Source organism: Staphylococcus gallinarum (assembly GCF_000875895.1).
Lineage (GTDB): Bacteria > Bacillota > Bacilli > Staphylococcales > Staphylococcaceae > Staphylococcus > Staphylococcus gallinarum.
In genome coordinates this window covers 330,794-356,720 of record NZ_JXCF01000007.1, presented here as the reverse complement: position 1 = coordinate 356,720, position 25,927 = coordinate 330,794, and the positions used below count along the sequence as shown (strand labels likewise).

At 32.4% G+C, this 25,927-nt stretch carries 24 protein-coding genes; 3 read left to right on the top strand and 21 right to left on the bottom strand.

Annotation, left to right across the window (positions count from 1 at the left end; translation table 11 throughout):
* The first annotated feature begins 46 nt into the window (after positions 1-46).
* A complete protein-coding gene (gene zwf, locus SH09_RS05500) occupies positions 47-1,531 on the top strand; it encodes a glucose-6-phosphate dehydrogenase (protein ID WP_042738621.1) in 1,485 nt (494 codons plus the stop codon).
* Between the two features lie 353 nt (positions 1,532-1,884).
* Positions 1,885-2,748 (top strand): AraC family transcriptional regulator, encoded by an 864-nt coding sequence (locus tag SH09_RS05495; protein WP_042738620.1) that lies wholly within the window; start codon positions 1,885-1,887, stop codon positions 2,746-2,748.
* A 249-nt stretch (positions 2,749-2,997) separates the two neighbouring features.
* On the opposite strand, the gene SH09_RS05490 is transcribed toward SH09_RS05495, so the two are convergent.
* The 4 genes from SH09_RS05490 to SH09_RS05475 all read right to left on the bottom strand — a co-directional run bounded on the left by SH09_RS05490 (position 2,998) and on the right by SH09_RS05475 (position 8,586).
* Positions 2,998-4,650, bottom strand: coding sequence for a glycoside hydrolase family 13 protein (locus SH09_RS05490; RefSeq protein WP_042738619.1), 1,653 nt, complete (start codon positions 4,648-4,650; stop codon positions 2,998-3,000).
* Positions 4,651-4,666: 16 nt separating this feature from the next.
* Positions 4,667-5,662, bottom strand: a complete 996-nt coding sequence (locus SH09_RS05485; protein ID WP_042738618.1) for a LacI family DNA-binding transcriptional regulator — start codon at positions 5,660-5,662, stop codon at positions 4,667-4,669.
* Positions 5,663-5,963: 301 nt separating this feature from the next.
* Entirely contained in the window at positions 5,964-7,373 is a 1,410-nt protein-coding gene (gene gndA / locus SH09_RS05480) for an NADP-dependent phosphogluconate dehydrogenase (protein ID WP_042738617.1), read from the bottom strand.
* 82 nt (positions 7,374-7,455) lie between these two features.
* The gene (locus SH09_RS05475) at positions 7,456-8,586 is read right to left on the bottom strand and encodes a M20/M25/M40 family metallo-hydrolase (protein WP_042738616.1); all 1,131 of its coding nucleotides are present in this window, start codon (positions 8,584-8,586) and stop codon (positions 7,456-7,458) included.
* Between the two features lie 213 nt (positions 8,587-8,799).
* Between SH09_RS05475 and prli42 the strand changes: the two genes are divergently transcribed.
* Complete coding sequence (prli42, locus tag SH09_RS16570; protein WP_157946403.1) at positions 8,800-8,898, top strand: stressosome-associated protein Prli42; 99 nt, start codon at positions 8,800-8,802, stop codon at positions 8,896-8,898.
* A 287-nt stretch (positions 8,899-9,185) separates the two neighbouring features.
* Here prli42 and SH09_RS05470 read toward each other — a convergent pair whose 3' ends face one another.
* The 17 genes from SH09_RS05470 to efp form a co-directional block, all read right to left on the bottom strand.
* Positions 9,186-10,178, bottom strand: coding sequence for an aromatic acid exporter family protein (locus SH09_RS05470; RefSeq protein WP_042738615.1), 993 nt, complete (start codon positions 10,176-10,178; stop codon positions 9,186-9,188).
* Positions 10,179-10,188: 10 nt separating this feature from the next.
* Positions 10,189-10,626, bottom strand: a complete 438-nt coding sequence (gene brxB, locus SH09_RS05465; protein ID WP_042738614.1) for a bacilliredoxin BrxB — start codon at positions 10,624-10,626, stop codon at positions 10,189-10,191.
* 339 nt (positions 10,627-10,965) lie between these two features.
* The gene (locus tag SH09_RS05460) at positions 10,966-12,246 is read right to left on the bottom strand and encodes a dihydrolipoamide acetyltransferase family protein (protein ID WP_042738613.1); all 1,281 of its coding nucleotides are present in this window, start codon (positions 12,244-12,246) and stop codon (positions 10,966-10,968) included.
* A gap of 12 nt (positions 12,247-12,258) precedes the next feature.
* Entirely contained in the window at positions 12,259-13,242 is a 984-nt protein-coding gene (locus SH09_RS05455; RefSeq protein ID WP_042738612.1) for an alpha-ketoacid dehydrogenase subunit beta, read from the bottom strand.
* Positions 13,235-14,233 (bottom strand): thiamine pyrophosphate-dependent dehydrogenase E1 component subunit alpha, encoded by a 999-nt coding sequence (locus SH09_RS05450; RefSeq protein WP_042738611.1) that lies wholly within the window; start codon positions 14,231-14,233, stop codon positions 13,235-13,237. Before SH09_RS05450 ends, SH09_RS05455 begins: the two co-directional genes overlap by 8 nt.
* Before the next feature lie 16 nt (positions 14,234-14,249).
* The gene (gene lpdA, locus SH09_RS05445; protein ID WP_042738610.1) at positions 14,250-15,671 is read right to left on the bottom strand and encodes a dihydrolipoyl dehydrogenase; all 1,422 of its coding nucleotides are present in this window, start codon (positions 15,669-15,671) and stop codon (positions 14,250-14,252) included.
* Positions 15,672-16,244: 573 nt separating this feature from the next.
* On the bottom strand, positions 16,245-17,141 hold the full coding sequence (locus SH09_RS05440) for a phosphate acyltransferase (RefSeq protein WP_042738609.1): 897 nt from the start codon (positions 17,139-17,141) through the stop codon (positions 16,245-16,247).
* A 60-nt stretch (positions 17,142-17,201) separates the two neighbouring features.
* Positions 17,202-18,884: a DNA repair protein RecN gene (gene recN, locus SH09_RS05435; protein ID WP_042738608.1), complete on the bottom strand. Its 1,683-nt coding sequence runs from the start codon at positions 18,882-18,884 to the stop codon at positions 17,202-17,204.
* 20 nt (positions 18,885-18,904) lie between these two features.
* Complete coding sequence (gene ahrC / locus SH09_RS05430) at positions 18,905-19,357, bottom strand: transcriptional regulator AhrC/ArgR (protein WP_042738607.1); 453 nt, start codon at positions 19,355-19,357, stop codon at positions 18,905-18,907.
* Between the two features lie 516 nt (positions 19,358-19,873).
* A complete protein-coding gene (locus SH09_RS05425) occupies positions 19,874-20,752 on the bottom strand; it encodes a polyprenyl synthetase family protein (RefSeq protein ID WP_042738606.1) in 879 nt (292 codons plus the stop codon).
* Positions 20,733-20,963: an exodeoxyribonuclease VII small subunit gene (locus SH09_RS05420; protein ID WP_042738605.1), complete on the bottom strand. Its 231-nt coding sequence runs from the start codon at positions 20,961-20,963 to the stop codon at positions 20,733-20,735. Before SH09_RS05420 ends, SH09_RS05425 begins: the two co-directional genes overlap by 20 nt.
* Positions 20,956-22,293: an exodeoxyribonuclease VII large subunit gene (gene xseA / locus SH09_RS05415; protein ID WP_042738604.1), complete on the bottom strand. Its 1,338-nt coding sequence runs from the start codon at positions 22,291-22,293 to the stop codon at positions 20,956-20,958. The genes SH09_RS05420 and xseA overlap by 8 nt, the downstream gene beginning before the upstream one ends.
* 14 nt (positions 22,294-22,307) lie before the next feature.
* The gene (gene nusB / locus SH09_RS05410; protein ID WP_042738603.1) at positions 22,308-22,694 is read right to left on the bottom strand and encodes a transcription antitermination factor NusB; all 387 of its coding nucleotides are present in this window, start codon (positions 22,692-22,694) and stop codon (positions 22,308-22,310) included.
* A gap of 124 nt (positions 22,695-22,818) precedes the next feature.
* Positions 22,819-23,181 (bottom strand): Asp23/Gls24 family envelope stress response protein, encoded by a 363-nt coding sequence (locus SH09_RS05405; protein WP_042738602.1) that lies wholly within the window; start codon positions 23,179-23,181, stop codon positions 22,819-22,821.
* Positions 23,182-23,197: 16 nt separating this feature from the next.
* Positions 23,198-24,556, bottom strand: a complete 1,359-nt coding sequence (gene accC, locus SH09_RS05400) for an acetyl-CoA carboxylase biotin carboxylase subunit (RefSeq protein ID WP_042738601.1) — start codon at positions 24,554-24,556, stop codon at positions 23,198-23,200.
* A complete protein-coding gene (accB, locus tag SH09_RS05395; protein ID WP_042738600.1) occupies positions 24,556-25,029 on the bottom strand; it encodes an acetyl-CoA carboxylase biotin carboxyl carrier protein in 474 nt (157 codons plus the stop codon). The genes accC and accB overlap by 1 nt, the downstream gene beginning before the upstream one ends.
* Before the next feature lie 330 nt (positions 25,030-25,359).
* On the bottom strand, positions 25,360-25,917 hold the full coding sequence (gene efp / locus SH09_RS05390; protein WP_042738599.1) for an elongation factor P: 558 nt from the start codon (positions 25,915-25,917) through the stop codon (positions 25,360-25,362).
* Positions 25,918-25,927 lie beyond the last annotated feature (10 nt).

Genomic DNA, 25,927 nt, shown 5'->3' with positions numbered 1-25,927 from the left:
GTTCTATAATGAAATCAGATTTATAAAAAGAATTGAGGTTTTGAACTTGAATACTAGAAATAAAGACATTCCATGCTTAATAACTATCTTTGGAGCAACTGGTGATCTTAGTCACAGAAAATTATTTCCATCATTATTCCATTTGTACCAACAAGATAACTTAAATGAACAAATTGCTATAATTGGAATTGGAAGAAGAGAATTAACGAATGATGATTTCCGTAGTCAAGTGAAATCGTCAATTCAAGAACACGTTAAAGATACAAAACATCTTGATAAGTTTATGGAACATGTTTTTTATCATAAACACGATGTAAGTGACGAAGCGAGTTACCAATCATTATTAGAAGTAAGTAATAACTTGGATAATGAGTTTAATTTACAAGGTAACAGACTCTTCTATCTTGCAATGGCACCAAATTTCTTTGGTGTAATTTCTGATTACTTAAAATCTTCAGGCTTGACTGACACTTCAGGCTTTAAACGCTTAGTAATTGAAAAGCCATTTGGTACAGACTTAGAGTCAGCTGAAAAACTAAATGAACAATTACGACGTTCATTTAAAGAAGAAGAGATTTATCGAATTGACCACTATTTAGGTAAAGATATGGTGCAAAATATAGAAGTATTAAGATTTGCTAACGCTATGTTTGAGCCATTATGGAATAATAAGTATATTTCAAATATACAGGTTACTTCTTCTGAAGTATTAGGTGTAGAAGATAGAGGTGGCTACTATGAATCTAGTGGTGCACTCAAAGATATGGTACAAAACCATATGCTACAAATGGTAGCGCTACTTGCAATGGAGGCACCGATCAGTTTAAATAGTGCTGATATTAGAGCAGAGAAAGTCAAAGCACTTAAATCATTACGTAAATTAGAAGCTGAAGAAGTGCGCCATAACTTTGTCCGTGGACAATATGATGAAGGTGTAATTGAAGGTCAAAATGTTAAACGTTATCGTGACGAAGATCGCGTTGCTAGTGATTCTACAACACCTACTTTCGTATCTGGTAAATTAACAATTGATAATTTCAGATGGGCAGGAGTTCCATTCTATATTAGAACAGGTAAACGTATGAAGAGTAAAACAATTCAAGTCGTAGTAGAATTTAAAGAAGTACCAATGAATCTTTATTATGAAACTGAGAAAAAATTAGACTCAAATTTACTTGTGATTAATATTCAACCAAATGAAGGCGTATCACTACATCTTAATGCTAAGAAAAACGTTCAAGGCATTGAAACAGAACCAGTACAATTATCATATGCAATGAGTGCACAAGATAAAATGAATACAGTTGATGCTTATGAAAACTTATTGTTTGACTGTTTAAATGGTGATGCGACAAACTTCACACATTGGGAAGAATTAAAATCAACATGGAAATTTGTTGATGCAATTCAGGAAGAATGGAATCAAAATGAACCGGAATTCCCTAACTATAAATCTGGTTCAAATGGTCCTTTAGAAAGCGATTTATTGTTAAGCAGAGACGGTTTCCATTGGTGGGACGATATCCATTAATGGATTGATATAGAGTTAATAAAAGCAGTTCAAATTTATTTAAGTTTGAACTGCTTTTTTATATTACATAAATTCATGGATATGCTTTAGGAGCTATTATGTTAATGTAAAATTTCATATAGGTTGTTACTTTTTTATTCAATATATAATGTGTTATGATTTAGTCTATTGAGAAAGTTTATATAAACTGTCCTTTTAAATTACATTTTACCCTATTTAAAATTTTTAAGATGTAAGTATACAAATAATGATGTAAAATATAAGTATTAAAGTACATGTGTTTTATTTAAAAAGAATAAACAAATGATTTAAGAAAGTGCAAATAGTTAATTGGGAATTAGGAGTGAAAGTTTTTGGACGTTATCAAGCAAATACAACAGGCAATTGTTTATATTGAAGATCATTTGCTAGAGCCTTTTCATTTGCAAGAACTTAGTGATTACGTTGGTCTTTCACCATATCATCTAGATCAATCATTTAAGATGATTGTAGGACAGTCGCCAAGTGAATATTCAAAAGCGAGAAAAATGACCGTAGCAGCCAAAGAGTTACTAAATGGTTCTGCTCGGTTAGTCGATATTGCTAAAAAATATCATTATACCGATACAAATGCTTTTGCTAATGATTTTAGTGACTTTCACGGTATATCCCCTATTCAAGTGAATACGAAGCGTGAGGAATTAAAATTAGTTCCGAGATTGTATATTAAATTAACAACGACTGATAAAGCGCCATATCCGTATAGATTAGAGAATACACCAGAACTATCCTTGGTGGGTTATGCTAAATTTATACCGGCAAATGAGCTTGAAAATCCATATAAAGTACCTGATTTTTTAGAAGATTTACTAGTAGAAGGCCACATTAAAGAATTACAAAGATATAATGATGTTGGGCCACATGAACTATATGTCGTGAACTGTCCATTAGATTATGGTATGGAAATTTTTGTAGGCGTTCCTAGTGAACGATATCCAGCGCATTTGGAAAGTCGGTTTTTGCCATCTCGTCAATATGCGACCTTTAACTTACAAGGTGAAATTGACTACGTGGTAAATGAGGCATGGCATTATATTGAAACAACAATGCAAATGTCACTACCCTATGAATTTAATAGTTTGTATGTTGAAGTGTATCCTTTTGATATTTCTTTTGATGACCCATTTACGAAGGTTCAATTGTGGATGCCAGTAGATCAAGATAATGAATTTTATTAACTTTGTTGTAGCGTGTTAAAACATTCTAATTGTTAAAACTAAAAATCAAATCAAAATTATAGCTATATCATTTGTTAATTTATTTCCGCTGCTTTACAATACTCTAAACTGTTAGCCTAAACAAACTGATAAATTTATGCCCTTGGTTAGTGATGTGTATGAATACGTAAATAAAATGCAGGCAAAGACATATTTATTGTGTCTAGCCTGCATTTTTAGTATTGTGTTTCAACTGCAAATGTTTCTTTATTAATTTACTTCAATTACACATGCTTCGTAAGGTCTTAACTGAGCAAAATTAAGGCTGTGTTCTTTATAATTATGTAATAACACTTCCCATTCAGTAACATCAGTCGTTAAAGTCACAGAAGTTGTTTGATCAGTTAAGTTACCAATGACAATAACTTTTTTATTATTATAAATTCTTGAATAAGCAAAAACATCAGGGTTATCTACATCAACCAGTTTAAACTGGCCATATGTGAATAATTCATCAGATTTTTTTAATTGAATGAGTTGCTTATAAAAATTTAATATGGAATCTTTATCTTGCTGTTGTTGTTCAACATTTATAGTTGTATAGTTTGGATTGACTGGAAACCATGGTTTATGTTCAGAAAAGCCTGCATTGGTAGAATCATCCCATTGCATTGGTGTTCTAGAGTTGTCTCTGTTTTCCATTTTATGTTTATGTAGTAGCTCTTCTACGTTACCACCTTGTGATTTAACAATATTATATTCATTTACTACAGCTACATCGTTAAATGTTTCTATTGATTCAAAAGGATAATTGGTCATACCGATTTCTTGTCCTTGGTAAATAAAAGGCGTCCCTTGCTGTAAAAAATATACAACAGCATGACTTGTTGCCGATTCATACCAATATTGTTGATCATCTCCCCAAGTGGAAACACGTCGAGGTTGATCGTGATTTTCAATAAATAAAGCATTCCAACCTACATTTTCTAATTTGTACTGCCAATTCGATAGTACTTGCTTATAGGAAGAAACATCAAACTGTACATCGCCAGTATTCCATAATCCTAAATGCTCAAATTGAAAAATCATATTAAATTTACCTTCTGATTCTCCAACCCATTGTTCAGCATTATCTGGATCTACACCATTTGCTTCTCCAACAGTCATGATATCGTATTTATCTAAAGACTGTTCTTTCATTTCTTGTAACCACGATTGTATACCTGGTTGATTCATATCAACGTCAAAAGCTGGTGCATACGTTTTACCAGCAGGCACTGTTAAATCACCTGCTTCAAATGATTTCTTGATGTGTGTAATGGCATCTACTCTAAATCCATCTATGCCTTTATCAAACCACCAGTTCATCATTTTAAATACTGCATCGCGTACTTCTTTATTTTCCCAATTTAAATCAGGTTGCTTTTTACTAAACAGGTGAAAATAGTATTGCTGTGTTGAGTCATCATATTCCCAAGTTGAACCATTAAAGATACTTTCCCAGTTATTTGGTTCTGTACCATCTGGTTTACCATCTTTCCATATATACCAATCCCTTTTAGGATTATCTATGCTAGATTTAGATTCAATAAACCACGGATGCTCATCAGAAGTGTGATTTACAACCAAATCTAAGATTAATTTCATACCACGTTGATGTATGGCTGCGAGTAATTCATCAAAATCTGCCATTGTTCCAAATTCGTCCATAATTTCATGATAATCACTGATATCATAACCATTATCATCATTTGGAGATTTATACATTGGACTTAGCCAAATAACATCGATGCCTAAATCTTGTAAATAATCTAACTTGGCAATTAAACCTTGTAAATCACCAATCCCATCATTATTTGAATCGTTAAAGCTTCTTGGATATACTTGATAAGCTACTGCTTCTTTCCACCAATTTTTCATCATTTACATTCTCCTTTTATTAGTTTGTTGAATAACGTTGTACAATTCGTGTAGGTATTATATTTTGACATTGATAACGATTAACGTTTTCTAGCTTGTTCGTTAACAGCCGTACCGCTGTTTGCCCTAATTGTTCTGGGAGGACGTCAACAGCTGTTTGTGGCGGAGATGCATAGGCATTTAGAAATGAATCATTAAATGTTGCTGTTTTAATATCTTCTGGTATACGTATATTTAATTCATATAAAACACTAATAATCATCATATTGAGCATAGTATCAGTAGTAATGATTGCAGTGAATTCATGCATTTTAAAAAGTTCGATTAAACTTAATTTAATTGCAGTTCGATCCAAGTCTATTATATGAACATGAGGTGTTAAATGTTCATGAAACATAACTTGACGATATCCTTTTATACGATCCTTAAAGACCTCATAATCACTTTGTTCAGTTAAAAGTAAAATCTTGTCATGTCCTTTATTAACCAAATACTGTGTTAAATCTTCAGCTGCAGCAATATTATCATTATCGACATATAAAGTTTTTTCACTTGATAATGGCTTTCCTATTATTACATAAGGACATTGTTTATCAATTAATAATTGTTCAATTACATCATTTTTTCTTGAATATAATAAGATAAAGCCTTCAATATATTGTGACTGTATTAAACGCTGGACTTCTATCATTAATTCCTGCTCAGTTGTACTTGTAGTCACTATTGTTAAATAAGCGTGATTATCACTATAACGATGTATACCGGTTAGTACATCGAGTAAAAATGGGTTCTGTTTAATTGAATCACCACCACTTTTTTGTATAATACCAATGGTTTTAGAACGCTTTGTAACTAAAGAGCGTGCCATTTGATTAGGAACATAATTTAATGCTCTCATACAATCATGCACTTTTTGAGTAGTTTCCTTACTTATACGAGTATTACCTTTGATAACCCTAGACACTGTTGAAGGTGAAACATTAGCCATTATAGCCACATCTTTGATTGTTGCCATCACAACACTCCTATCCCCAATTAAAACGCTTACATGTATAATCTTATTTTATTGTATTTATGTGAACAATGTCAAAAGATTTGTGCAAACGTTTGCGCAATGACATGAAATTTTATAACTGATTTTGTATATTATTAATTGATTATTTCCATTTAAAATAATTAAAACGCCAATCCCTATTAGCTTTAAATAGGAATTGGCGTTTATTTATTCATACCGCAAAGTTATTAATGAATACAATTATTCAATTACTTTATTATGTTCTATAATAACATCGCAGTATATTAAATTAATAAAGTGCTTATTCTTCAATCCATTGTGTATGGAACACACCTTCAATGTCTTTACGTTCGTAAGTGTGCGCACCGAAGTAGTCACGTTGTGCTTGGATTAAATTTGCTGGTAAATCTTCAGAGCGGTAACTATCATAATAGTTAATACTAGCTGAGAAACCAGGTGTTGGTACACCATTTTGTACACCTGTAGCAACTACGTCACGTAATGCTGATTGATAATTTGTAACAATATCCTTGAAGTATGGATCTAATAATAAGTTACGTAATGATTCATCATTATCATAGGCATCTTTAATTTTTTGTAAGAATTGTGCACGGATGATACAACCTTCTCTCCAAATCATAGCTAAGTCGCCTAATTTAAGGTTCCATTCATTATCATCACTTGCTTTTCTCATTTGTGCAAATCCTTGTGCATATGAACAAATCTTACTCATATATAAAGCTTTACGGATTTTTTCTAAGAATTCTTCTTTGTCACCATCAAATTGAGAAGCTGGACCATTTAATTGTTTAGATGCATTAACTCGTTCTTCTTTAATTGAAGAAATGAAGCGAGCAAATACAGATTCCGTAATAATTGTTAATGGAATACCTAATTCTAAAGCGTTAATTGAAGTCCATTTACCTGTACCTTTTTGGCCAGCAGTATCTAAAATCTTTTCAACAAGAGGACCGTCACCTTTATCATCTAATTTACCAAAGATGTCACCAGTAATTTCTATTAAATAACTAGAAAGTTCTCCAGCATTCCAATCTTTAAATGTTTTAGCGATTTCTTCGTGTGACATACCAAGTAAATCTTTCATCATAGCATAACTTTCAGCGATTAATTGCATATCTGCATATTCGATACCATTATGTACCATTTTCACATAATGACCTGCACCGTTTGGTCCAATGTATGCAACACATGAAGCGCCATCTTTGGCTTTTGCTGAAATTGCTTCTAAAATATCGCTAACCTTATCAAATGCTTCCTTTTGACCGCCTGGCATTAATGAAGGTCCAGTTAAGGCACCGACTTCTCCACCAGATACGCCCATTCCGATAAAGTTTACGCCACTTTCTGCAAGTGCTGTATTACGACGGATAGTATCTTGATAATTTGTGTTACCACCATCGATTAAGATATCATCATTATCTAATAATGGTAATAAACTGTCGATTGTCTTGTCAGTTGCAGGACCAGCTTTAACCATTAATAAAATTTTACGGGGTTTTTCTAATGAATTTACAAATTCTTCAATTGAATATGTTGGGTGAATGTTCTTGCCTTCAGATTCTTTAACCATCTCGTCTGTCTTTTCAGAAGAACGGTTATATACTGCAACATTATAACCACGAGATTCAATATTCCAAGCAAGGTTCTTACCCATTACTGCTAAACCTACTACACCAATTTGTTGTGCCATTTTACTTACCTCTCTTTTACAAAGTTTTCTAGTTCATTGTATCATAAAGCATATATAATAATCACTAAATCAGTTTTCAGATTTATTTGTTATTTGTAACTATTTCTATAATTTTTAATATTTGCTGGCTCAATTGATTTAATGAAGTTATTGGCATACGTTCTGATGTTGTGTGTATATTTTCATATCCAACGCCTAATATCACAGTAGGTATACCTAAACCATTAATAATATTCCCGTCAGAGCCACCGCCTGCAATGATTGTATCTGCAGCTAATCCTAATTGAATTGCACTTTCTTTAGCAATCTCTGTTACTTTAGCATCTTCAGCTACTTTAAATCCTGGATAACTTTTTGTAATCTCTATATCAGCATTTGTACCATAACGTTTAACGGTATTTTCAACTACTGATTTCATATGCTCAATTTGTTGTGCAATGCGTTCATCTGAATGAGAACGTGCCTCTGCTTTTAATGTAACTTTATCGGCAACAATATTTGTAGCAGAGCCACCTTCAAATCGACCAATATTAGCTGTTGTTACTTCATCTATTCTACCTAATTTCATGTCACTTACTGCCTTAGCAGCAATGTTAATTGCACTTATTCCTTTGTCAGGTACACTAGCATGCGCAGTTTTTCCATAAATCGTCGCATCAAATTTCATTTGTGTTGGAGCACCTACAACTGTAGTTCCAACAGGTGCACTGGCATCCACTGCGTATCCAAAATTTGAATCTAATAAATCTGCAGGCAATGCTTTAGCTCCTTCTAATCCAATTTCCTCTCCCACAGTGATTACAAATTGAAGTTGTCCATGAGGTAGCTTATTTTCATGAATAACAGCTAGTGCTTCTAAAATTGCAGCTAATCCTGCTTTATCATCTGCTCCAAGAATGGTAGTACCATCTGAATAGATATAGCCATCATCTTTTATTTGAGGTTTAATGTCTATACCTGGGACTACAGTATCCATATGACTTGTAAAGTACACCTTATCAATTTCTTTATTGTCGATTGTGCTTGGTAGTGTACAAATCAGATTATTTGCGCCTAAGTTTTGATTTTGACTCGCTTGATCTTCAACGACTGATAAACCTAGTGCTTCAAACTTACCTTTTAATTGAGCTTGAATATGCCCTTCATTACCACTTTCAGAATTAGTCTGAACAAGTTCTAAAAATGTATCTAATAATCTTTGTTCGTTAACCATAAATATCCCCTACCTGTCATTTAATACATTTTTTATGTATGTTAATAATTTATATAGTTAAGTGTAACGAATTATTTCGGTTTGCAAAACAAATATGATTGTTTGTATCATTTTCGGTTTTGAAAAGTACATATAATATAGTTGTTAAGTATTGTAGAATTTCGTATATTTGGATAAAATATGAGTTAATACAATATATTTGGAGGAATTATAGTGAGTAACAATAAAGTGTTAAGAGTTATTATTATTGTGATGCTAATTGCTGTTGTGCTTGCATTAATATTAACTAGTGTCGTACCATTAGTAAATTAATCATTAGCGTTATCTGTTTTATATATTTTTTATTATTAAAGCCATAAATAATACAGCCTTTATAAACTGTGCTATTTATGGTTTTTGTTTTCTTCATTTTTGATAATAAATCATAAAGTAATATATCAAATCATAAATTTTAAAGATAGCAAGTTCGCAGTTATACAAAAATCAGCACGATAAAAAGCCTCCATAAGCGTATTTATTCATAGAGATCGCTGTTGTGGAGGCTTTTTAATGTAACAATAATAATTTGTAATTTATTTATAGTTATGAAATTTAATTATTTAGTTAGTGACAGTGTTCGTACCATTGTGGTATTTTAACGAACCAAACTGCGATTTTACAACTAAGTATTCCTCTAATTCATTTAATAATTGTAATAAACTAGCGCGCGTTCTAAACATTTCTCTAGATGTAGGTAAATCCAACTGATTTAACTCTATCCTAATCTCATAAAGTGAATGTAAACGTAATGCCGTATAATCATTACTATTCACATTGTGCGCAACTTCAGCTAAGAGTTGTGATAATTGATCCAGTAAGCAATCTTTCATTTCAATACTTTCAATCATTAATGCAATTCTACGCATTAAATCTAATTGTTCTTCTCGCATATCGAAATAGTGATAGTAAGAATTTTCATTTCTGACAAAATGATTTTTGACGTCTCTAAAGGCGATTGATTTTGCTTTTTGTATCGTTAATTGTAAATCATCAAACGGGATATTTAATGTTTGATTAGGTACTTTACACTTTTCACTAAATGTTTCAAAAATTTGAGTGTATTGATCTTCGATTTGCTTTTTGAAATGCTTTAACGTACCATCCAGACTTGGCATGATTAAATTCATTAAGAAGGCAATTCCTAAACCTACAATAAGTAACAGAATTTCGTTAACAAATAAATGCACATCAATTGTTTTGGCATTAAAAACATGTAATAAAATGACACAACTTGTCACAACACCCTCTTGGACTTTAAATACCACAGTCAAAGGAATAAATAATAATACAATTAAACCTAATACTACTGCATTTTGTCCTAACAAACTAAATATGACTGAACCAAGAATTAGAATCATAAAACAAGATACAAAACGGGACACGATTGCTTGAAGCGAATGAACCTTCGTATGTTTAATACATAAGACTACTAATATAGCACTTGAAGCAAAATTATCAAGCCCAATTAGTTTAGCAATTATTATACCAAGTGCCATCCCAATCGCTGTCTTAATCGTTCTAAATCCGATTCGATATGGATTTAAACGTGACATGAATATTCCTCTATTTCTCTTCGCAATAAGTATCGAATAAAGATTGTAATTGGTTGATTACGTCCATTACTTCATGACCTTCAATTTGATGACGTTCTACCATTTTAGTGATTTTGCCATCTTTAATAAGTGCGAATGAAGGACTTGATGGAGCATAACCTTCAAAATAATCTCTCGCTTGTTGTGTAGCTTCTTTATCTTGACCTGCAAATACTGTAACCAAGCGATCAGGTAAATTATCATAATGTAGTGCATGTGCTGCTGCTGGTCTAGCAATGCCACCTGCACATCCACACACTGAGTTCACCATTACTAATGTTGTACCATCTTGTTGTAGTACACTATCTACCTCTTCAGCAGTTGTTAATTGTTCATAACCTGCTGCCTCAATTTCATTTCTTGCTTGATTAACAACATCTGTCATATATAAATCAAAATTTAAATCCATTTTTAACGTCACCTTTCATTTCAAATTAAGTACTTATATTCTACATATATATCTATTATAGTTCAACAGCTGTGTTTATAGTATTTTAAAAATTGAATATTTTATAACTTTAGTGAATTTTGCTATAATCTTCGCAATTGAAATAACTTGATATCGAAAATTTTGTGTTACTTAATTTCACATCACTAAATATTGCAATTAAATATTTAATGGACTCAATTTTATAAATAACAAAAACACTTTCGAAAATTTATCGAAAGTGTTTTTGTTTAATGTGTATTTATTAATCATGAATATACTTCACTACTTTAAATGTATAACACTCATATTACATACACTCTAGTAAATACTAGTATGCTCAATAGAATATTGCTCTATACGTGATTTAACAAAGTTCATAAATCTACCAGCTTGTAATCCGTCTAAAATACGGTGGTCTATTGAGATACAAAGGTTAACCATATTTCGTATTGCAATCATATCATCAATAACAAGAGGCTTTTTAATAACAGATTCGATTTGTAAAATTGCAGCTTGAGGATGATTAATAATACCCATAGATGAAACTGAACCAAATGTACCTGTATTGTTTACTGTAAATGTGCCACCTTGCATATCTTCAGAACGTAATTTTTTATTTCTGGCTCTTTGAGCTAAGTCGTTTATTTCTCTGGCTATACCTTTGATTGATTTTTCATCTGCATTTTTAATTACTGGAACATATAATTTATCTTCATCTGCCACAGCAATTGAAATATTAATATCTTTATGCATTATAATTTCAGAATCTTGCCAGCTACTATTTAATAACGGATAAGCTTTAAGCCCTTCGGCAACAGCTTTCACAAAAAATGCAAAGAATGTCAGGTTGTATCCTTCACTCTCTTTAAAACTGTTCTTATGATAGTTTCTAGTTTTCACTAAATTGGTAGCGTCTGCTTCAACCATCATCCATGCATGAGGAATTTCATTGACACTGTTGACCATATTTTGAGCAATTTGTTTCCTTACGCCGTTCACAGGAATTGAAGAACCTGGTGAAGGTTCATTGTATTTTGCCTGTTGAATGACTTTTGGCGAATCTTTAGGTGCAATTACTGTTTCTTGTTTATTACCTACACCTTCTTTAATTGCTTTTTGAATATCCTTTTTAGTCACTCGACCTTCGAAACCTGTACCGACAACTTGTGATAAATCGATTTGATTTTCCGAAGCAAGTTTAAAGACAACTGGTGAATAACGCCCGTTATTTTTCGGTTGTTCTTCATTCGAAGTATCTCTTTCTTGATGTTCTTGTCTATTAACGGGTGTTTCTGATTCTGTAGATGAACTAGAGTCAGGGACAGTTTCTGTAGCTGTCGTGTCTACTGATGTATCTTCGGAGTCATCATCAGTTGTTAATATACAAATTGTTTCATCTACTTGAACTGTCGTGCCTTCTTCTACTAAGATTTCTTTAATTGTTCCGGAATAAGAAGATGGTACCTCTGCTGTAACTTTATCAGTTATGACTTCACAAAGTGGATCATATTCTTCTACAGTATCACCTACAGAAACAAGCCATTGTTCAATTGTTCCTTCATGTACACTTTCACCCAGTTTAGGCATTTTTATTTCCATGATTGTGCCTCCTTAAAATTCTGCAAGTTCACGCATTTTTGTTTTTATTTTATCTGGATTAATCATAAACTCATCTTCGAGTGTTGGTGCGAATGGCATTGAAGGTACATCTGGACCAGCAAGTCGCATAATCGGTGCGTCTAAATCAAATAAGCAATTTTCTGAAATAATCGCAGCAACTTCTGAAATTACACTACCTTCTAAATTATCCTCTGTAACTAATAAAATTTTACCAGTTAGTTTTGCACGTTCAATAATTGTTTTTTTATCTAATGGGTAAACTGTACGCAAATCGACAACTTCTACATTAATGCCTTCTTCTTCTAACATATCAGCTGCTTGGATACAATAGTTTACACATAAACCGTAAGTGAACACTGTAATATCGTCACCATGACGTTTAACATCTGCCTTACCGATAGGCACAGTGTAATATGATTCTGGTACTTCTTCTTTTAATAGTCGATAAGCTTTTTTATGTTCAAAGTAAAGTACTGGATCATTGCTTTCAATAGAAGCTAATAATAATCCTTTTGCATCATATGGTGTTGAAGGTATAACAACTGTTAAACCTGGTGTAGAAGCAAATATAGATTCAACACTTTGAGAGTGATATAATGCACCGTGAATTCCACCGCCAAATGGTGAACGTATCGTGATAGGACAATGGAAGTCGTTATTTGAGCGATAACGCATTTTAGCGGCTTCACTCATAATTTGATTCGTTGCTGGTAAAATATATTCGGCAAATTGAATTTCAGCAACTGGTCGTTTTCCAAGCATTGATGCACCAATACTTGTACCTACTATATTTGATTCAGCTAAAGGTGTATCAAGCACACGTGCTTCGCCATACTTTGCTTGTAAGCCTAAAGTGACTCCGAAAACGCCACCTTTTTTACCGACATCTTCTCCTAATACAAATACATCTTTATCTCTTTCCATCGCTTGATCTAAACCTTGATGAATCGCTTCTAGATATGATAATTTAGCCATTATTTAAGCTCCCTTCTTCATAAACATGTGTATATGTCTCTTCTGGCGATGGATAAGGTGCTTTTTCAGCTTCTTTTGTTGCTTTATTTACAATTTCTTTATGTTCTTTTTCGATTTCATCTAACCAGTTGTTGTCGATAACGCCTTCTTCGAGTAAGAATTCCTTAAATTTGATATTACAATCTAAAGATTTAAGTTCATCTCTTTCCTCTTTTGAACGGTATTTATCATCATCATCAGAAGAATGTGCTGTTAGACGTGTACACATGGCTTCAATTAATGTTGAACCACCACCGTTTAAACCACGTTCACGTGCTTCTTTCATTGCTTTATACATTGCAATAGGATCATTGCCATCTACTGTTTCACCATGCATACCATACCCAATTGCACGATCTGATAATTTTTCGGCACCATATTGTAATGAATCTGGTACAGAAATAGCATATTTATTATTTTCAATAACACAAATAAAAGGTAATTTGTGAACACCAGCAAAGTTTAAGCCTTCGTGGAAATCACCTTGGTTAGAACTACCTTCGCCTACAGTTGTCATTGCAATATTTGATTTGCCATCCATTTTTAGGGATAATGCCGCCCCAACAGCATGGATAATCTGCGTACCAACAGGTGAACTTTGTGATAGAATACCTTTTTCTCTTTTACTAAAATGAGAAGGCATTTGTTTACCACCAGAACTGATATCATCCTTTTTACCAAAAGCAGCTAACATAGACTCTAAAGGTGTCATTCCTAAATATGTTACTAATGCTAAATCCCTATAGTAAGGTGAAGAAATATCCCCTTCTTGCATGGCATATGCCATCCCTATTTGAGCTGCTTCTTGTCCTTGGCAACTAATAACGAATGGTATCTTACCAGCACGATTTAATAGCCACATACGTTCATCTATTTTACGTCCTAAATCCATCCATTTGTACATCGTTTGTAGGTCTGTTTTATCTAAACCTACTGATTTATAGTCAAACATGCTATTTCCTCCTTAATTAAACGTGAATCGATCTGTTTTCAACCTTCAAGCCTAGTTCCATTAACACTTCTGAAAGTGACGGATGTGCATGTGTTGTTAAACCTAGTTCTAATGTTGATCCATTCATAAACTGGAACAATGATACTTCATTTATTAATTCAGTAACATGTGGTCCAATCATATTTAAACCTATTACGGTATCATTATCTTGATCGATTACTACTTCGCAAAAGCCATTTTGATTGTTTGTGTCCTCAATTACGGCTTTTCCAATTGCTTTAAATGGCACTTTATAAGTACGGGCCTTAATATTTTGCGCTTTTGCTTCATCTAAATGCATGCCTATACTTGCTATTTCTGGTTGGGTGTAAACGCATTTTGGCATAGTCATATAATCAACGGGAAGTGGTTGTTGTTCAAACATATGATCAATAGCTGTTATACCTTCTTTGGACCCAACGTGTGCCAATTGTAGTTTGCCGATACAATCACCAGCCGCATAGATATGGCTATCTTCAGTTTGTTGGAAGTCATTTACTAAAATATGGTTACTTTCAGATAGCTTGATTTTAGTATTATTTAATCCAATATCATCTGTATTCGGTTTTCGACCTATAGATACCAATAACTTATCATATGTATATGTCTTGTCATTAATAGTAATATCTATATGATTATCCATGACCTTAACATCATTCTCTGTTAAATGTGTATTTTCAAAGAACTGAACACCTCTAGCTGTTAGTTCCTTTTTCAATGATTTAGCGATATGCTTAGACTCCGTTGGAAGGATACGCTCACCTGCTTCAATTACAGTTACTTCTACATTGAAATCAGTCATCATCGATGCAAACTCCAATCCAATCACGCCACCACCAATGATTGCTAACTTATTAGGTAATTGTTCAAGTTTTAATATATCATCACTTGAAAGTACTACTTCATGATCAAATGGTAGGAATGGTAATGAGACTGGTGTTGACCCAGTACAGATTAATACATTTTTATTAGGAATTAGCTCTGATTCTCCATCTTCAAATTCTACTGAAATCGTACCACTTTGTGGTGAAAAGATAGATGGGCCTAAGATGCGTCCTATACCATTAAATACATCGATGTTATTATACTTCATCAAATGATTTACACCGTTAAACATTTGATTTACTACCTCAGCTTTACGCTCTTGAATGCGTGAAAAATTCAACTTAAAATCATCAACATCAACACCATATTCACTTGCATGTGTAATAGTGTGCATCACTTCGGCTGATTTTAATAATGCTTTAGTAGGTATACACCCCTTGTGTAAGCATGTACCACCCAAAAGTGCCTGTTCAACAAGTGCAACTTTCTTACCTAATTGTGAAGCTCTAATTGCAGATACATAACCAGCTGTACCTCCGCCTAGTATAACTACATCATATTGTTGTTCTGACATATTTTAACTCCTAACTATATGTTTTCGCCGTTAATATGTGCATTAAAATAATGACATACCATTTAGCGAATCATTATACGACATTAAACCTCTAATATATTTAGCGAATTTTCTATCTTTCTGTGTGAGTTTATGTGGTCATATATTTTGATGTGCCAATTAATATAACTTTCATAGTTCAAATGAATTTTGAAGTATGAAAGTTATTTTAAAAAGAACATATAAACGATATATAATTTCTCATCACGAACATAAAATTGTTTCCTTTATATTAAGAAGGTTAATGCCAATCGCTGATTTTTATAACCTGCTACTAATTTATATTATAAAAAACCGCATTTTGAATTGCATCTATAAGATACTTATTTTATGGCCACTTAATACTTTACCATAGAATGTCCCAAAACATGAATAGTCAACATGTTACATAACAAAATTTCGGGTCAATAATTGACCATTTTAGCAAACATTGTATTTGCTTCCTATTACAGTTTACATCAAATAAACTGTTTATAAAATTAAAAACCTATTCTGATATCTTTTAATTAAATTTACAAAGAGATAATAGTTCGTCTATGAATTAATTTTTAATGCTAATATCAGTGAGTCTATTTTACTTTGTTTGGATGCGGATCTTTCACTAAAAACAATTGGAAACTTCGCACCAATAATTAGACTTGCAATTCGTGCTTGACCAAATAATTTGAGCGCTTTATATAAAGGATCTCCAACATCCTTATTAGCGACTACAATAGCATCCACATCACCAGCAATTTCAGATTTAAGATTATTTTTTATAACACTTTCCATATCTGTAGCATTTTCAAATGTTAGTGGTCCTTCAATTAATAAATCATTGTTGCCAATGCGTTCAAAGGTGAGTTTTATTTTTTCGGCTTCGGTAGCAGAAAAAATTTTTTTATTCGGATTATTAACAGAAGATAATAATGCTAGTTTTAGTTGTTTATAACCAATTGCCTGTGCAAAATTTTGCAAGTTTTTAATTATTTGCTTCTTTTCTTCAACCGTAGGCGCAACATTAAAATACACATCGCTCATCATTAGATGTTTATGATAATGTGGCAAATCTAAACATACTACATGACTTAAATAACCATAGTTTTCCATAAATTGTCGATTGCTTAAAATAAATGAAAACATCTTGCTATCTTCAATATTGCCTTTCATTAACACTGTAACTTTGCCTTGGGCCAAATCATTCGAACAAGTGTTGTACAATGCTTGTTCTGAATCGAATTGATAAATATGAACTCTATTGATCAGTGTACTATCAATGTTGTATGACCGAATTAACTCTGTAGGATCTTCAATATCATATAAATAAAGTTCTATATCTGTTTGTTCTAACACTGTTAATAATACAGAGATTATTTTTTCATCATTAGCAAATAAAACTGCTACCTTGCCGTTTAATGTTTGGTTCGGCTCAACTAAATGTTTGTATTGCATTACATCAACGCCCTTCTATTATTAATCGCACGATTTAATACAATTTTTAACAATAATAAATTATTGCTTTGTAGCATGATTTTGTTCAATCATTTCCTTAGCATTTTGACGTGTAAGTTCTGTAACACTAGCACCTGAAATCATACGTGCAACTTCATCTACTCTTTCATCACCGGTTAGTTCTTTGACCTGAGTAGTCGTCCTATCGTCGTTTGAAGCTTTACTTATTAATAAGTGATAGTCACTCATTGTTGCAACTTGTGGTAAATGAGAGATACAAATAACTTGAATATGTTGAGCTAAATCTCTCATCTTTTCTGCCATTTTTTGAGCTGCTTGGCCAGAAACCCCTGAATCAACTTCATCAAATAATATTGCTGTTTGACCTCTACTCTTAACAAATATTGTCTTAAGTGCCAGCATGATTCTTGATAGTTCTCCACCCGAAGCAATTTTATTTAAACTTTTAAGAGGTTCTCCCTTATTAGGACTAATTAAAAATTCAACAAATTCAATACCTTCACGATTAGGTTTATCTAATGGCTTAAAGGAAATTTCTAAGTTAGCATCTTTCATTTGTAAATTTTGAATTTCATCAACGATATGGTTTCTTAGTTGTTGAGCCACTTTACGTCTTTCTTTAGATAATTGGCCTCCTAAATCCAATACACGTTGATATAATTCATTAATCTGTTCACGTAATTGTGAAGTGCTTTCTTCGTAGTTTTCTATTTTATTAATTTCTAATTCTAATTTCTCTTGATAAATGATTAATTCAGTAATATCTTTACCGTATTTGCGCTTTAAACTGTTTAATAAATTCATTCTAGATTCTAATTCGTTTAAGTATTGTTCATCAAATTCTGTGTTTGTTAATTCATCATAAATTTGGTGTTTAGCATCTTCAAGCGTATAGTAAAATTGATCTACTTCATCCTTTAATTTATCATATTTATCCGGTAAAATTTCCCCAATCGATTCTAATTGTGTACTTAATTCATATAATCGATCAGTTATTGCGTGTTCATCAGTTAGTGTTAGATGAGCATTATTTAAAGCAAGACTCAAATTTTCAGAGTTTTGGATACGTTTAATGTCTGTTTCAAGTTGTTCTACTTCGCCGTCTTTCAAATGTGCCTCTTTAATTTCATCTAGCTGAAATTTTAACAAATCTAACCTTTGTAGTAATGCTTGATCAGCTGTTTCTAATTCTTCAAGTTCCTTTTTCTTTGCTTGATATCGATCAAACGTATCAATATATTGTTGTAACAACTTCGCATAAGTATCTTCAGCATAATTATCTAAAAGTTGTAAGTGATATTTTTGTTTCAATAATGCTTGTGTTTCATGTTGTCCATGGATATCAAGCAATTCTTGCATTACTTTTCTCAAATCTTGTAATGTTACTGTTTGATTATTTATTCTACAAATACTTTTGCCTGAGCTAAATATTTCTCTTTTAACTAACAAAAAGTCCTCATCACTGTCGATTGACAACTCACTTAATAGAGTCAATGCTTCTTTACTATCGTCTATGTCAAAGATACCTTCAATAATGGCTTTCTTTTCACCATGTCTTACATAATCTGAAGAAGCACGCATACCAATAAGTTGTCCAATTGCATCAATTATAATTGATTTACCTGAACCTGTTTCTCCACTGAGAACAGTTAGCCCATCACCAAAATGAACCTCTAATTCATCAATAATTGCAAATTGTTTTATTGATAAAGTTTGTAGCATGTTTACTCACTTCCTTAAAATTATAGTAAATTAAAGATACGTGTCTTGATTGTTTCACCAGCTTCTTCATCTCTACATATAATTAAACATGTATCGTCACCACAAATTGTACCTAACACTTCATCCCAGTCAATTTGATCTAATATGGCACCAATTGATTGGGCGTTACCCGGTAATGTTTTTAACACTAATAAATTACCTGTTCCGTCAATATTCACAAATGAATCCATTAAATATCTGCCAAGCTTTTCTAACGGGTGATATTTTCTGTCATTTGGCAAACTATAAACATATTGACCTGTTGGCGTGGGGACTTTAATAAGTTGAAGTTCTTTGATATCTCTAGATACTGTCGCTTGAGTAACGTTGAGTTCGTATTCATTCAAGCGTCTTACTAATTCATCTTGAGTTTCTATTTTTTCATTAGATATGATTTCACGTATTTTAATATGTCTTACTGATTTTTTAGCCATAACTTACACCTCTGTAAACGAATATTTATACAACAAGTTTAACACATGCATAGAAATACGACTACTAAAGTTATTTAGTAATTTTACCCAATTAAACACCATAACCACGCTAAATTTGGACGAGATAATCATTGTAATTAAATGAATTTGATTGATTTAATTGTAATTGGATAGAATGAAATAAACTTTCATAATGAATAATTATAAAATTGTTTATAAGTTATTTATGCAAAATCAGAATATATGCGTCAATGAATTAAATAAAGAAAACGTCAACTTCAATTATGAGATAATAGAAGTTGACGTTTATGCTTTATAAATATATGTTCCCGCTCATACCGAATTCAATTGATTGTTAATGACTTGTTGGAATTTAGACAATACCATTTTTAAATTTGCTCCAGTTATAACATACAAATATAATAACGAAAGATAATATTTTTGTATGTCCTAATAAATCTAATGTATTCACAAAGCGGTACTGTTTCAATTGTAAATTTGAGTGATTGCTTATAATTATGATTCTCTGTCGTTAAATAATTTTATTATGGCATCTAGTTGTGTTGTATCATAATTATCGGGTAAATTTGCTAAACAATCATAAGCAGCTTGCGTATGATACGCTAATTTTTCTTCGGCACCCTCTTTACCTAACAATGATACATATGTACTCTTATCGTTAGCAAGATCACTGCCTACTTTTTTACCTAATTTAGTTTCATCACCATAAATATCGAGCAAATCATCTTTAATTTGGAACATTAAACCTAAGTGTTCACTATAAAGTTCTAAATTATTAGCTACATCCGAACTTGGATTCGCGATATCGACTGCTGCCATGACTGCAAATTTAAGTAATGCACCCGTTTTAGCATTATGAATCTGTTCCAAGGTTTCTAAATCAACTGGTGTACCTTCGCTTTGCATATCCAAAGTTTGGCCACCAACCATTCCAAGATGACCACTAGCATTAGAAAGACGTTGAATTAATTTAATCTTTGTTAAGTCTGTTAAAGCTTGATCATTTGAAATAAGCTCGAAAGCCTTGGTTAACAGCGCATCACCAGATAATATTGCTTTCCACTCACCATATACTTTATGATTTGTAGGCTTTCCTCTACGATAATCATCATTATCCATTGGTGGAAGATCATCGTGAATTAAAGAATATGTATGAATCATTTCCAGACCAATTGCTGATGATATACCCTTCTCGTAATCGCCACTAAGCATTTCTAAAGTTAATAACAACACTACCGGTCTTATGCGTTTGCCACCAGCATTTAATGAATATAGCATACTTTCTTCCAAGTTAGTGTTAAGAGCAGAATTTGGAATTGATTCTGAGAGTAATTGATTGATTTCAAGTTGTAAATTATTCATCTTTGGATTCATTTTCAGCGACATCCTTTTCGTTAGACATTAAATCATTTACTTTTTGTTCAGCATTTTTCAATGTTTCATCACATTTAGCAGATAATGTCATACCTCTTTGATATAAACTTAAAGAATCTTCCAAAGAAACATTTTCATTATCAAGCTTTTGCACGATGCCTTCTAATTCAGTCATCATATCTTCAAAACTTTGATTATTTTCATTACTCATCTTTACACCTAACTTTCTTAACTTGTGCGTCCACTACGCCATCTTTCATAGTTAATTCAATATTATCACCAGCAGATAAATCTTGTGTGCTGGTGATAACACTATCATCTTTATTAACAATTGTATAACCGCGTAACATCGTGTTTGTCGGACTTAAATTGTTTAAGCTTTCTAACTTTCTACCTAAATCATTCTTGAATGTCGTAAGTAGCGCATTAATTTGTTTATTTAATTTATCATGTTGTTGACTCAGCTTTTGTTGCTCACTTGTAATATGTTGTTTGAAATTTTTTAAATTAAGTCGATTAGCTAATAACTGTAGTGATTGAGATTCACGCTTTAGTTTTAAATCAATAATTAAATTCAGTTGTCTTTCAAGCTCATCACGTTTTTGGATTTGTTGATCATACAATAATGTTGGTGTTTTAAATTTATAATAAGATGAAACATGATCCAAATATTTTTGCTGTTGTTGAATATGTTGTTTAATATATCGTGTGAGTGAAAGCTTTGTTTGTGTTAAGTACTGACGTAATTCAAATTGATCAGGTGTAGCAATCACTGCCGCTTGTGTAGGTGTAGCAGCTCTAACATCCGCTACAAAATCACTCAGTGTAAAATCAGTTTCATGACCAACAGCTGAAATAATTGGTGTCTGACAATCAAAAATTGCTTTAACTACCGTTTCTTCATTAAAATTCCATAAGTCTTCGATTGATCCTCCACCACGGCCAATGATAATCGTATCCACACCCAATTGGTCCGCTTGTTGAATTTTATCTATGATGTCCTTTTCTGCTTGTGCACCTTGAACTAATGTATTTAATTGTATCTGTTCAACTAACGGATAGCGACTATTGATCGTACTGTGAATATCTCTGATTGCAGCGCCTGTACCAGCAGTCAGAACTGCAATTTTCTTAGGATATTTTGGAATGGGCTTTTTATATTCTTGATTAAAAAAGCCTTCTTTAGTAAGTTTTTCCTTTAATTGTTCTAATTTTTGATATAGGTTACCTACACCATCTAATTGCATTTTATTTACATAAATTTGATAATTTCCTCGCTTTTCAAAAACGGAAACCCTAGCTTCTATTAATACTTCGTCGCCCTCTTTCGGTTCAAAATCGAGCTTTGATGCATTCCCTTTAAACATCATTGCATTAATTAAACTATTGTTATCTTTAACATTAAAGTAAAGGTGCCCACTACTATGTTTTTTAAAGTTTGATAACTCTCCTTTAATTAACACAGATTGTAGGTGAGGATCTTGATCAAATTTATACTTGATATACTTAGTCAACGCAGTAATACTTAAATATTCAGCCATTTATATCACTCATTTTATTCAATATTGCTCAATACACCATTAATAAATTTATAATGTTCATCATCACTAAATTGTTTCGCTAGTTCGACCGCTTCATTGATGATAACTTTCTTTGGTGTTGAACTGTTAGATAGTTCAAATGTAGCCATTCTTAAAATAATTCTGTCTGTTTTAAGTAATCTTTCTAATTTCCAATCTTTTAAATGCGGTTGTATCTGTTGGTCCAATACACTTTCGTGATCTTTCACACCTGAAACTAACCAATTTATAAATTCAAATTCTAAATCGGGATTATCATCTTTGATAAAACTGATTGCCTCATCAATAGATAAATCAGTATTCATCATTTCAAGTTGAAATAGAGTTTGAAAGGCTTGTGTTCTTGATTCTTTTCGACTCATTTTAAACTCCTTCAAGCATCATTTTCTTAATATAAATTAGCAGAAAGTATGTATACTAATTTGAACATCATACATTCCGCTAATTTAACTATTGAGATTAACTGTGCTCTTGTTTTATTAAATTTTAATTTTCGGGTTCGATATTTGTAATATGAACATTGATTTGACTTGGTTCAATCGTTGTCATCGTTGTTAATGAGTTGAAGATCGCTTGTTGGATATGGCGAGCTGTTTCTGAAATATTCACTCCATAACTTAAGGCACAGTATACATCAATAAATATACCGTCTTCTCTAGCATCTACTTTTATCCCTTTATGCAGTTGCTTTTTACTCACTTGTTCAATATTAGTTTGTTTCAATTCTTTAAAGTGTCCACGAATCCCTTTCACTTCGGATGTAGCGATACTTGCTATAACAGTTAATACTTCTGGCGCAATTTCTATTCTACCCAAGTTGGAATGTGATGTTTCTGTTACCTTTACCATGTCACATACCTCCTAATTATTCAATTTCTTCATCCATAATATTATAAGTTTCTAAAAACTTAGTATTAAATTCTCCACTTCTAAAGATATCATTATTTAATAGGCGTATATGGAATGGAATTGTTGTATCTATCCCTAATACTAGGAATTCTCCTAATGAACGTAAACCTGCCATAATTGCTTCATCTCTAGTGGGTTCGTGCACAATAAGCTTAGCGACCATCGAATCATAATATGGAGGAATTGTATAATTAGTATAACATGCAGATTCAATTCTTACTCCGAATCCACCTGGTGCTAAATATTGAGTGATTTTCCCTGGTGATGGCATAAAGTTTTTATAAGGGTTTTCTGCATTGATTCTAAATTCTATAGCGTGCCCATTTATCTTAATATCTTTTTGTTTAAACGGTAATGGTTCGCCCATCGCTATTTTAAGTTGGAGTTTAACTAAATCTACACCTGTAACCATCTCAGTAACAGGGTGTTCAACTTGAATACGTGTGTTCATTTCCATAAAATAGAAATCATTTGTATTTAAATCATAGATAAATTCTATTGTACCGGCATTTTCATATTTAACTGCCTTAGCAGCTCTTACAGCTGCGTTACCCATTTCTTTTCTCTGTTCATCGGATAAGATTGGAGATGGTGCTTCTTCTACTAATTTTTGCATTCTACGTTGGATTGTACAGTCTCTTTCACCAAGATGAACGACATTACCAAAGCTATCACCTACGACTTGAATCTCAATATGTCTAAAGTTTTCAATGAACTTTTCTAAATATAGTCCGCCGTTACCAAATGCAGTCTCTGCCTCTTGTTGAGTCATTTTGAAGCCAGTTTCTAACTCTTTTTCATCACGAGCAACTCGAATGCCTTTACCGCCACCACCGGCAGTCGCTTTAATGATTACAGGGTATCCAATTTTGTTTGCAATTGATTTAGCGTCTTTAATATTTTCTACTAAACCTTCACTACCAGGAACAACCGGTACATCAGCACGTTTCATTTCTTCTTTCGCCACGTCTTTTATACCCATTTTTTGAATAGACTCATAGCTTGGTCCAATAAATTTCAATTGACAAGCTTCACATAATTCAGCAAAGTCACCATTTTCAGCTAAAAAGCCATAACCAGGATGTATTGCATCACAACCTGTAGATGTTGCAATTGATAGTATGTTAGGAATATTTAAATAAGAATCTTTAGATTGTGTTGGCCCAACGCAATATGCTTCATCAGCAATTTGAGTATGTAATGCGTCTTTATCTCCTTCAGAATATATAGCCACAGTTTGTAATCCTAAGTCATGACAAGCACGAATGATTCTTACTGCAATTTCTCCTCTATTTGCTATTAAAATCTTATTCATTATTTCACCTTAAATAACGGTTGGCCATACTCTACCATTTGACCGTCTTCGACTAGTATTTCAGCAATTTCTCCAGAAACTTCCGCTTGAATTTCATTGAATAATTTCATAGCTTCTAATATGCATACAGTAGTTTCGTTTGAAACTGAATCACCTACTTGGACATATGCACTTTCTTCTGGTGAAGGAGATTTATAGAATGTACCAACCATTGGTGCATTAATTGTTTTTAAATTGTCATCTGATGATGTTGCACTTGCATCTTCAGTATTAGTATTTGCTGTCGGTGCAGCAGCCACACTTTGTTGAGGTGCCACTTGTTGTACAGGTTGTTGACCTATTTGAGGAGTTATAATTTCAGTTTCTTTTTCTTTTTTTAAATTTACGACATTACCTTTGTCTTCGATATTAATTTCAGTCAAACTTGATTGATCAAGTATTTCAATCAATTCTTTTATTTCTTTAAAATTCATAAATACTGACTCCTTTAGATTGTTATCATTTACCTATTTTATTTTACTTTAGTGATTTCTTCAATTCAAGCATATACATACTTTCTATAATAAACAGAATATTATTCATAGCGCACTATTTATAACATTATGGGTTTATATTAAGTAAGCGTTAACGTTAATTATGTATGATGGTTAAAAAATAAAATTATAGCCTAGCTAATTTAAAAGAATAGAAGTGATGATTTTAATTTAATCTAAACATCAAAAACCTTTCCAAAACATTATGTATTGGAAAGGTTTGAATACATTCGTTATGAAATCAAATGTGTAACTATTTAGCAAGGCGTATTACGCTCTTGAGATATAACTACCATCACCTGTATTAATCACAAGTGTATCTCCTTCATTAACGAATAAAGGAACGTTTAAAGTATAACCTGTTTCAACAGTAGCAGATTTAGTAGCACCTGTTGCAGTATCACCTTTAATACCTGGTTCAGTTTCTGTTACTAACAGCTCAACAGTTTTTGGTAATTCAACACCAATTGTTTCGCCTTCATAACTTTGAATTTGAACTTCCATGTTAGCTTTTAAGAATTTCAATTCATATTCTAAGTAATCTGCTGATAATTCAGTTTGATCAAATGTTTGGTTATCCATAAATACATGTGAATCTCCATCAGCATACAAGTATTGCATGCGGCGGTTTTCAATCATAGCTTGTTCAACTTTTTCACCAGCTCTGAATGTTTTCTCTTGAATTGCGCCAGTTCTTAAATTTCTTAATTTAGAACGTACGAATGCTGATCCTTTTCCTGGTTTTACATGTTGGAAGTCAATAACTTTCCAAATACCATTATCTACTGAAATTGTTAAGCCTGTTTTAAAATCATTCACCGAAATCATTCAGTTTCCT

Bases quoted from the DNA above. Each gene is read 5' to 3' on its own strand.
- brxB (WP_042738614.1), bottom strand. From the start codon at position 10,626: ATGGATTTAAATTTTGATTTATATATGACAGATGTTGTTAATCAAGCA.
- SH09_RS05485 (WP_042738618.1), bottom strand. From the start codon at position 5,662: ATGGCAACAATCAAAGATGTGGCTATAATGGCTAATGTTTCACCTTCA.
- SH09_RS05440 (WP_042738609.1), bottom strand. From the start codon at position 17,141: ATGCAATACAAACATTTAGTTGAGCCGAACCAAACATTAAACGGCAAG.
- SH09_RS05420 (WP_042738605.1), bottom strand. From the start codon at position 20,963: ATGAGTAATGAAAATAATCAAAGTTTTGAAGATATGATGACTGAATTA.
- SH09_RS05475 (WP_042738616.1), bottom strand. From the start codon at position 8,586: ATGGTTAACGAACAAAGATTATTAGATACATTTTTAGAACTTGTTCAG.
- SH09_RS05455 (WP_042738612.1), bottom strand. From the start codon at position 13,242: ATGGCTAAATTATCATATCTAGAAGCGATTCATCAAGGTTTAGATCAA.
- accB (WP_042738600.1), bottom strand. From the start codon at position 25,029: ATGAATTTTAAAGAAATAAAAGAATTGATTGAAATACTTGATCAATCA.
- lpdA (WP_042738610.1), bottom strand. From the start codon at position 15,671: ATGTCAGAACAACAATATGATGTAGTTATACTAGGCGGAGGTACAGCT.
- gndA (WP_042738617.1), bottom strand. From the start codon at position 7,373: ATGGCACAACAAATTGGTGTAGTAGGTTTAGCAGTAATGGGTAAGAAC.
- SH09_RS05425 (WP_042738606.1), bottom strand. From the start codon at position 20,752: ATGAATCCAAAGATGAATAATTTACAACTTGAAATCAATCAATTACTC.
- SH09_RS05470 (WP_042738615.1), bottom strand. From the start codon at position 10,178: ATGTCACGTTTAAATCCATATCGAATCGGATTTAGAACGATTAAGACA.
- ahrC (WP_042738607.1), bottom strand. From the start codon at position 19,357: ATGGCTAAAAAATCAGTAAGACATATTAAAATACGTGAAATCATATCT.
- SH09_RS05460 (WP_042738613.1), bottom strand. From the start codon at position 12,246: ATGGAAATAAAAATGCCTAAACTGGGTGAAAGTGTACATGAAGGAACA.
- efp (WP_042738599.1), bottom strand. From the start codon at position 25,917: ATGATTTCGGTGAATGATTTTAAAACAGGCTTAACAATTTCAGTAGAT.
- SH09_RS05490 (WP_042738619.1), bottom strand. From the start codon at position 4,650: ATGATGAAAAATTGGTGGAAAGAAGCAGTAGCTTATCAAGTATATCCA.
- SH09_RS05450 (WP_042738611.1), bottom strand. From the start codon at position 14,233: ATGTTTGACTATAAATCAGTAGGTTTAGATAAAACAGACCTACAAACG.
- nusB (WP_042738603.1), bottom strand. From the start codon at position 22,694: ATGAGTCGAAAAGAATCAAGAACACAAGCCTTTCAAACTCTATTTCAA.
- recN (WP_042738608.1), bottom strand. From the start codon at position 18,884: ATGCTACAAACTTTATCAATAAAACAATTTGCAATTATTGATGAATTA.
- xseA (WP_042738604.1), bottom strand. From the start codon at position 22,293: ATGGCTGAATATTTAAGTATTACTGCGTTGACTAAGTATATCAAGTAT.
- accC (WP_042738601.1), bottom strand. From the start codon at position 24,556: ATGAATAAGATTTTAATAGCAAATAGAGGAGAAATTGCAGTAAGAATC.
- SH09_RS05405 (WP_042738602.1), bottom strand. From the start codon at position 23,181: ATGGTAAAGGTAACAGAAACATCACATTCCAACTTGGGTAGAATAGAA.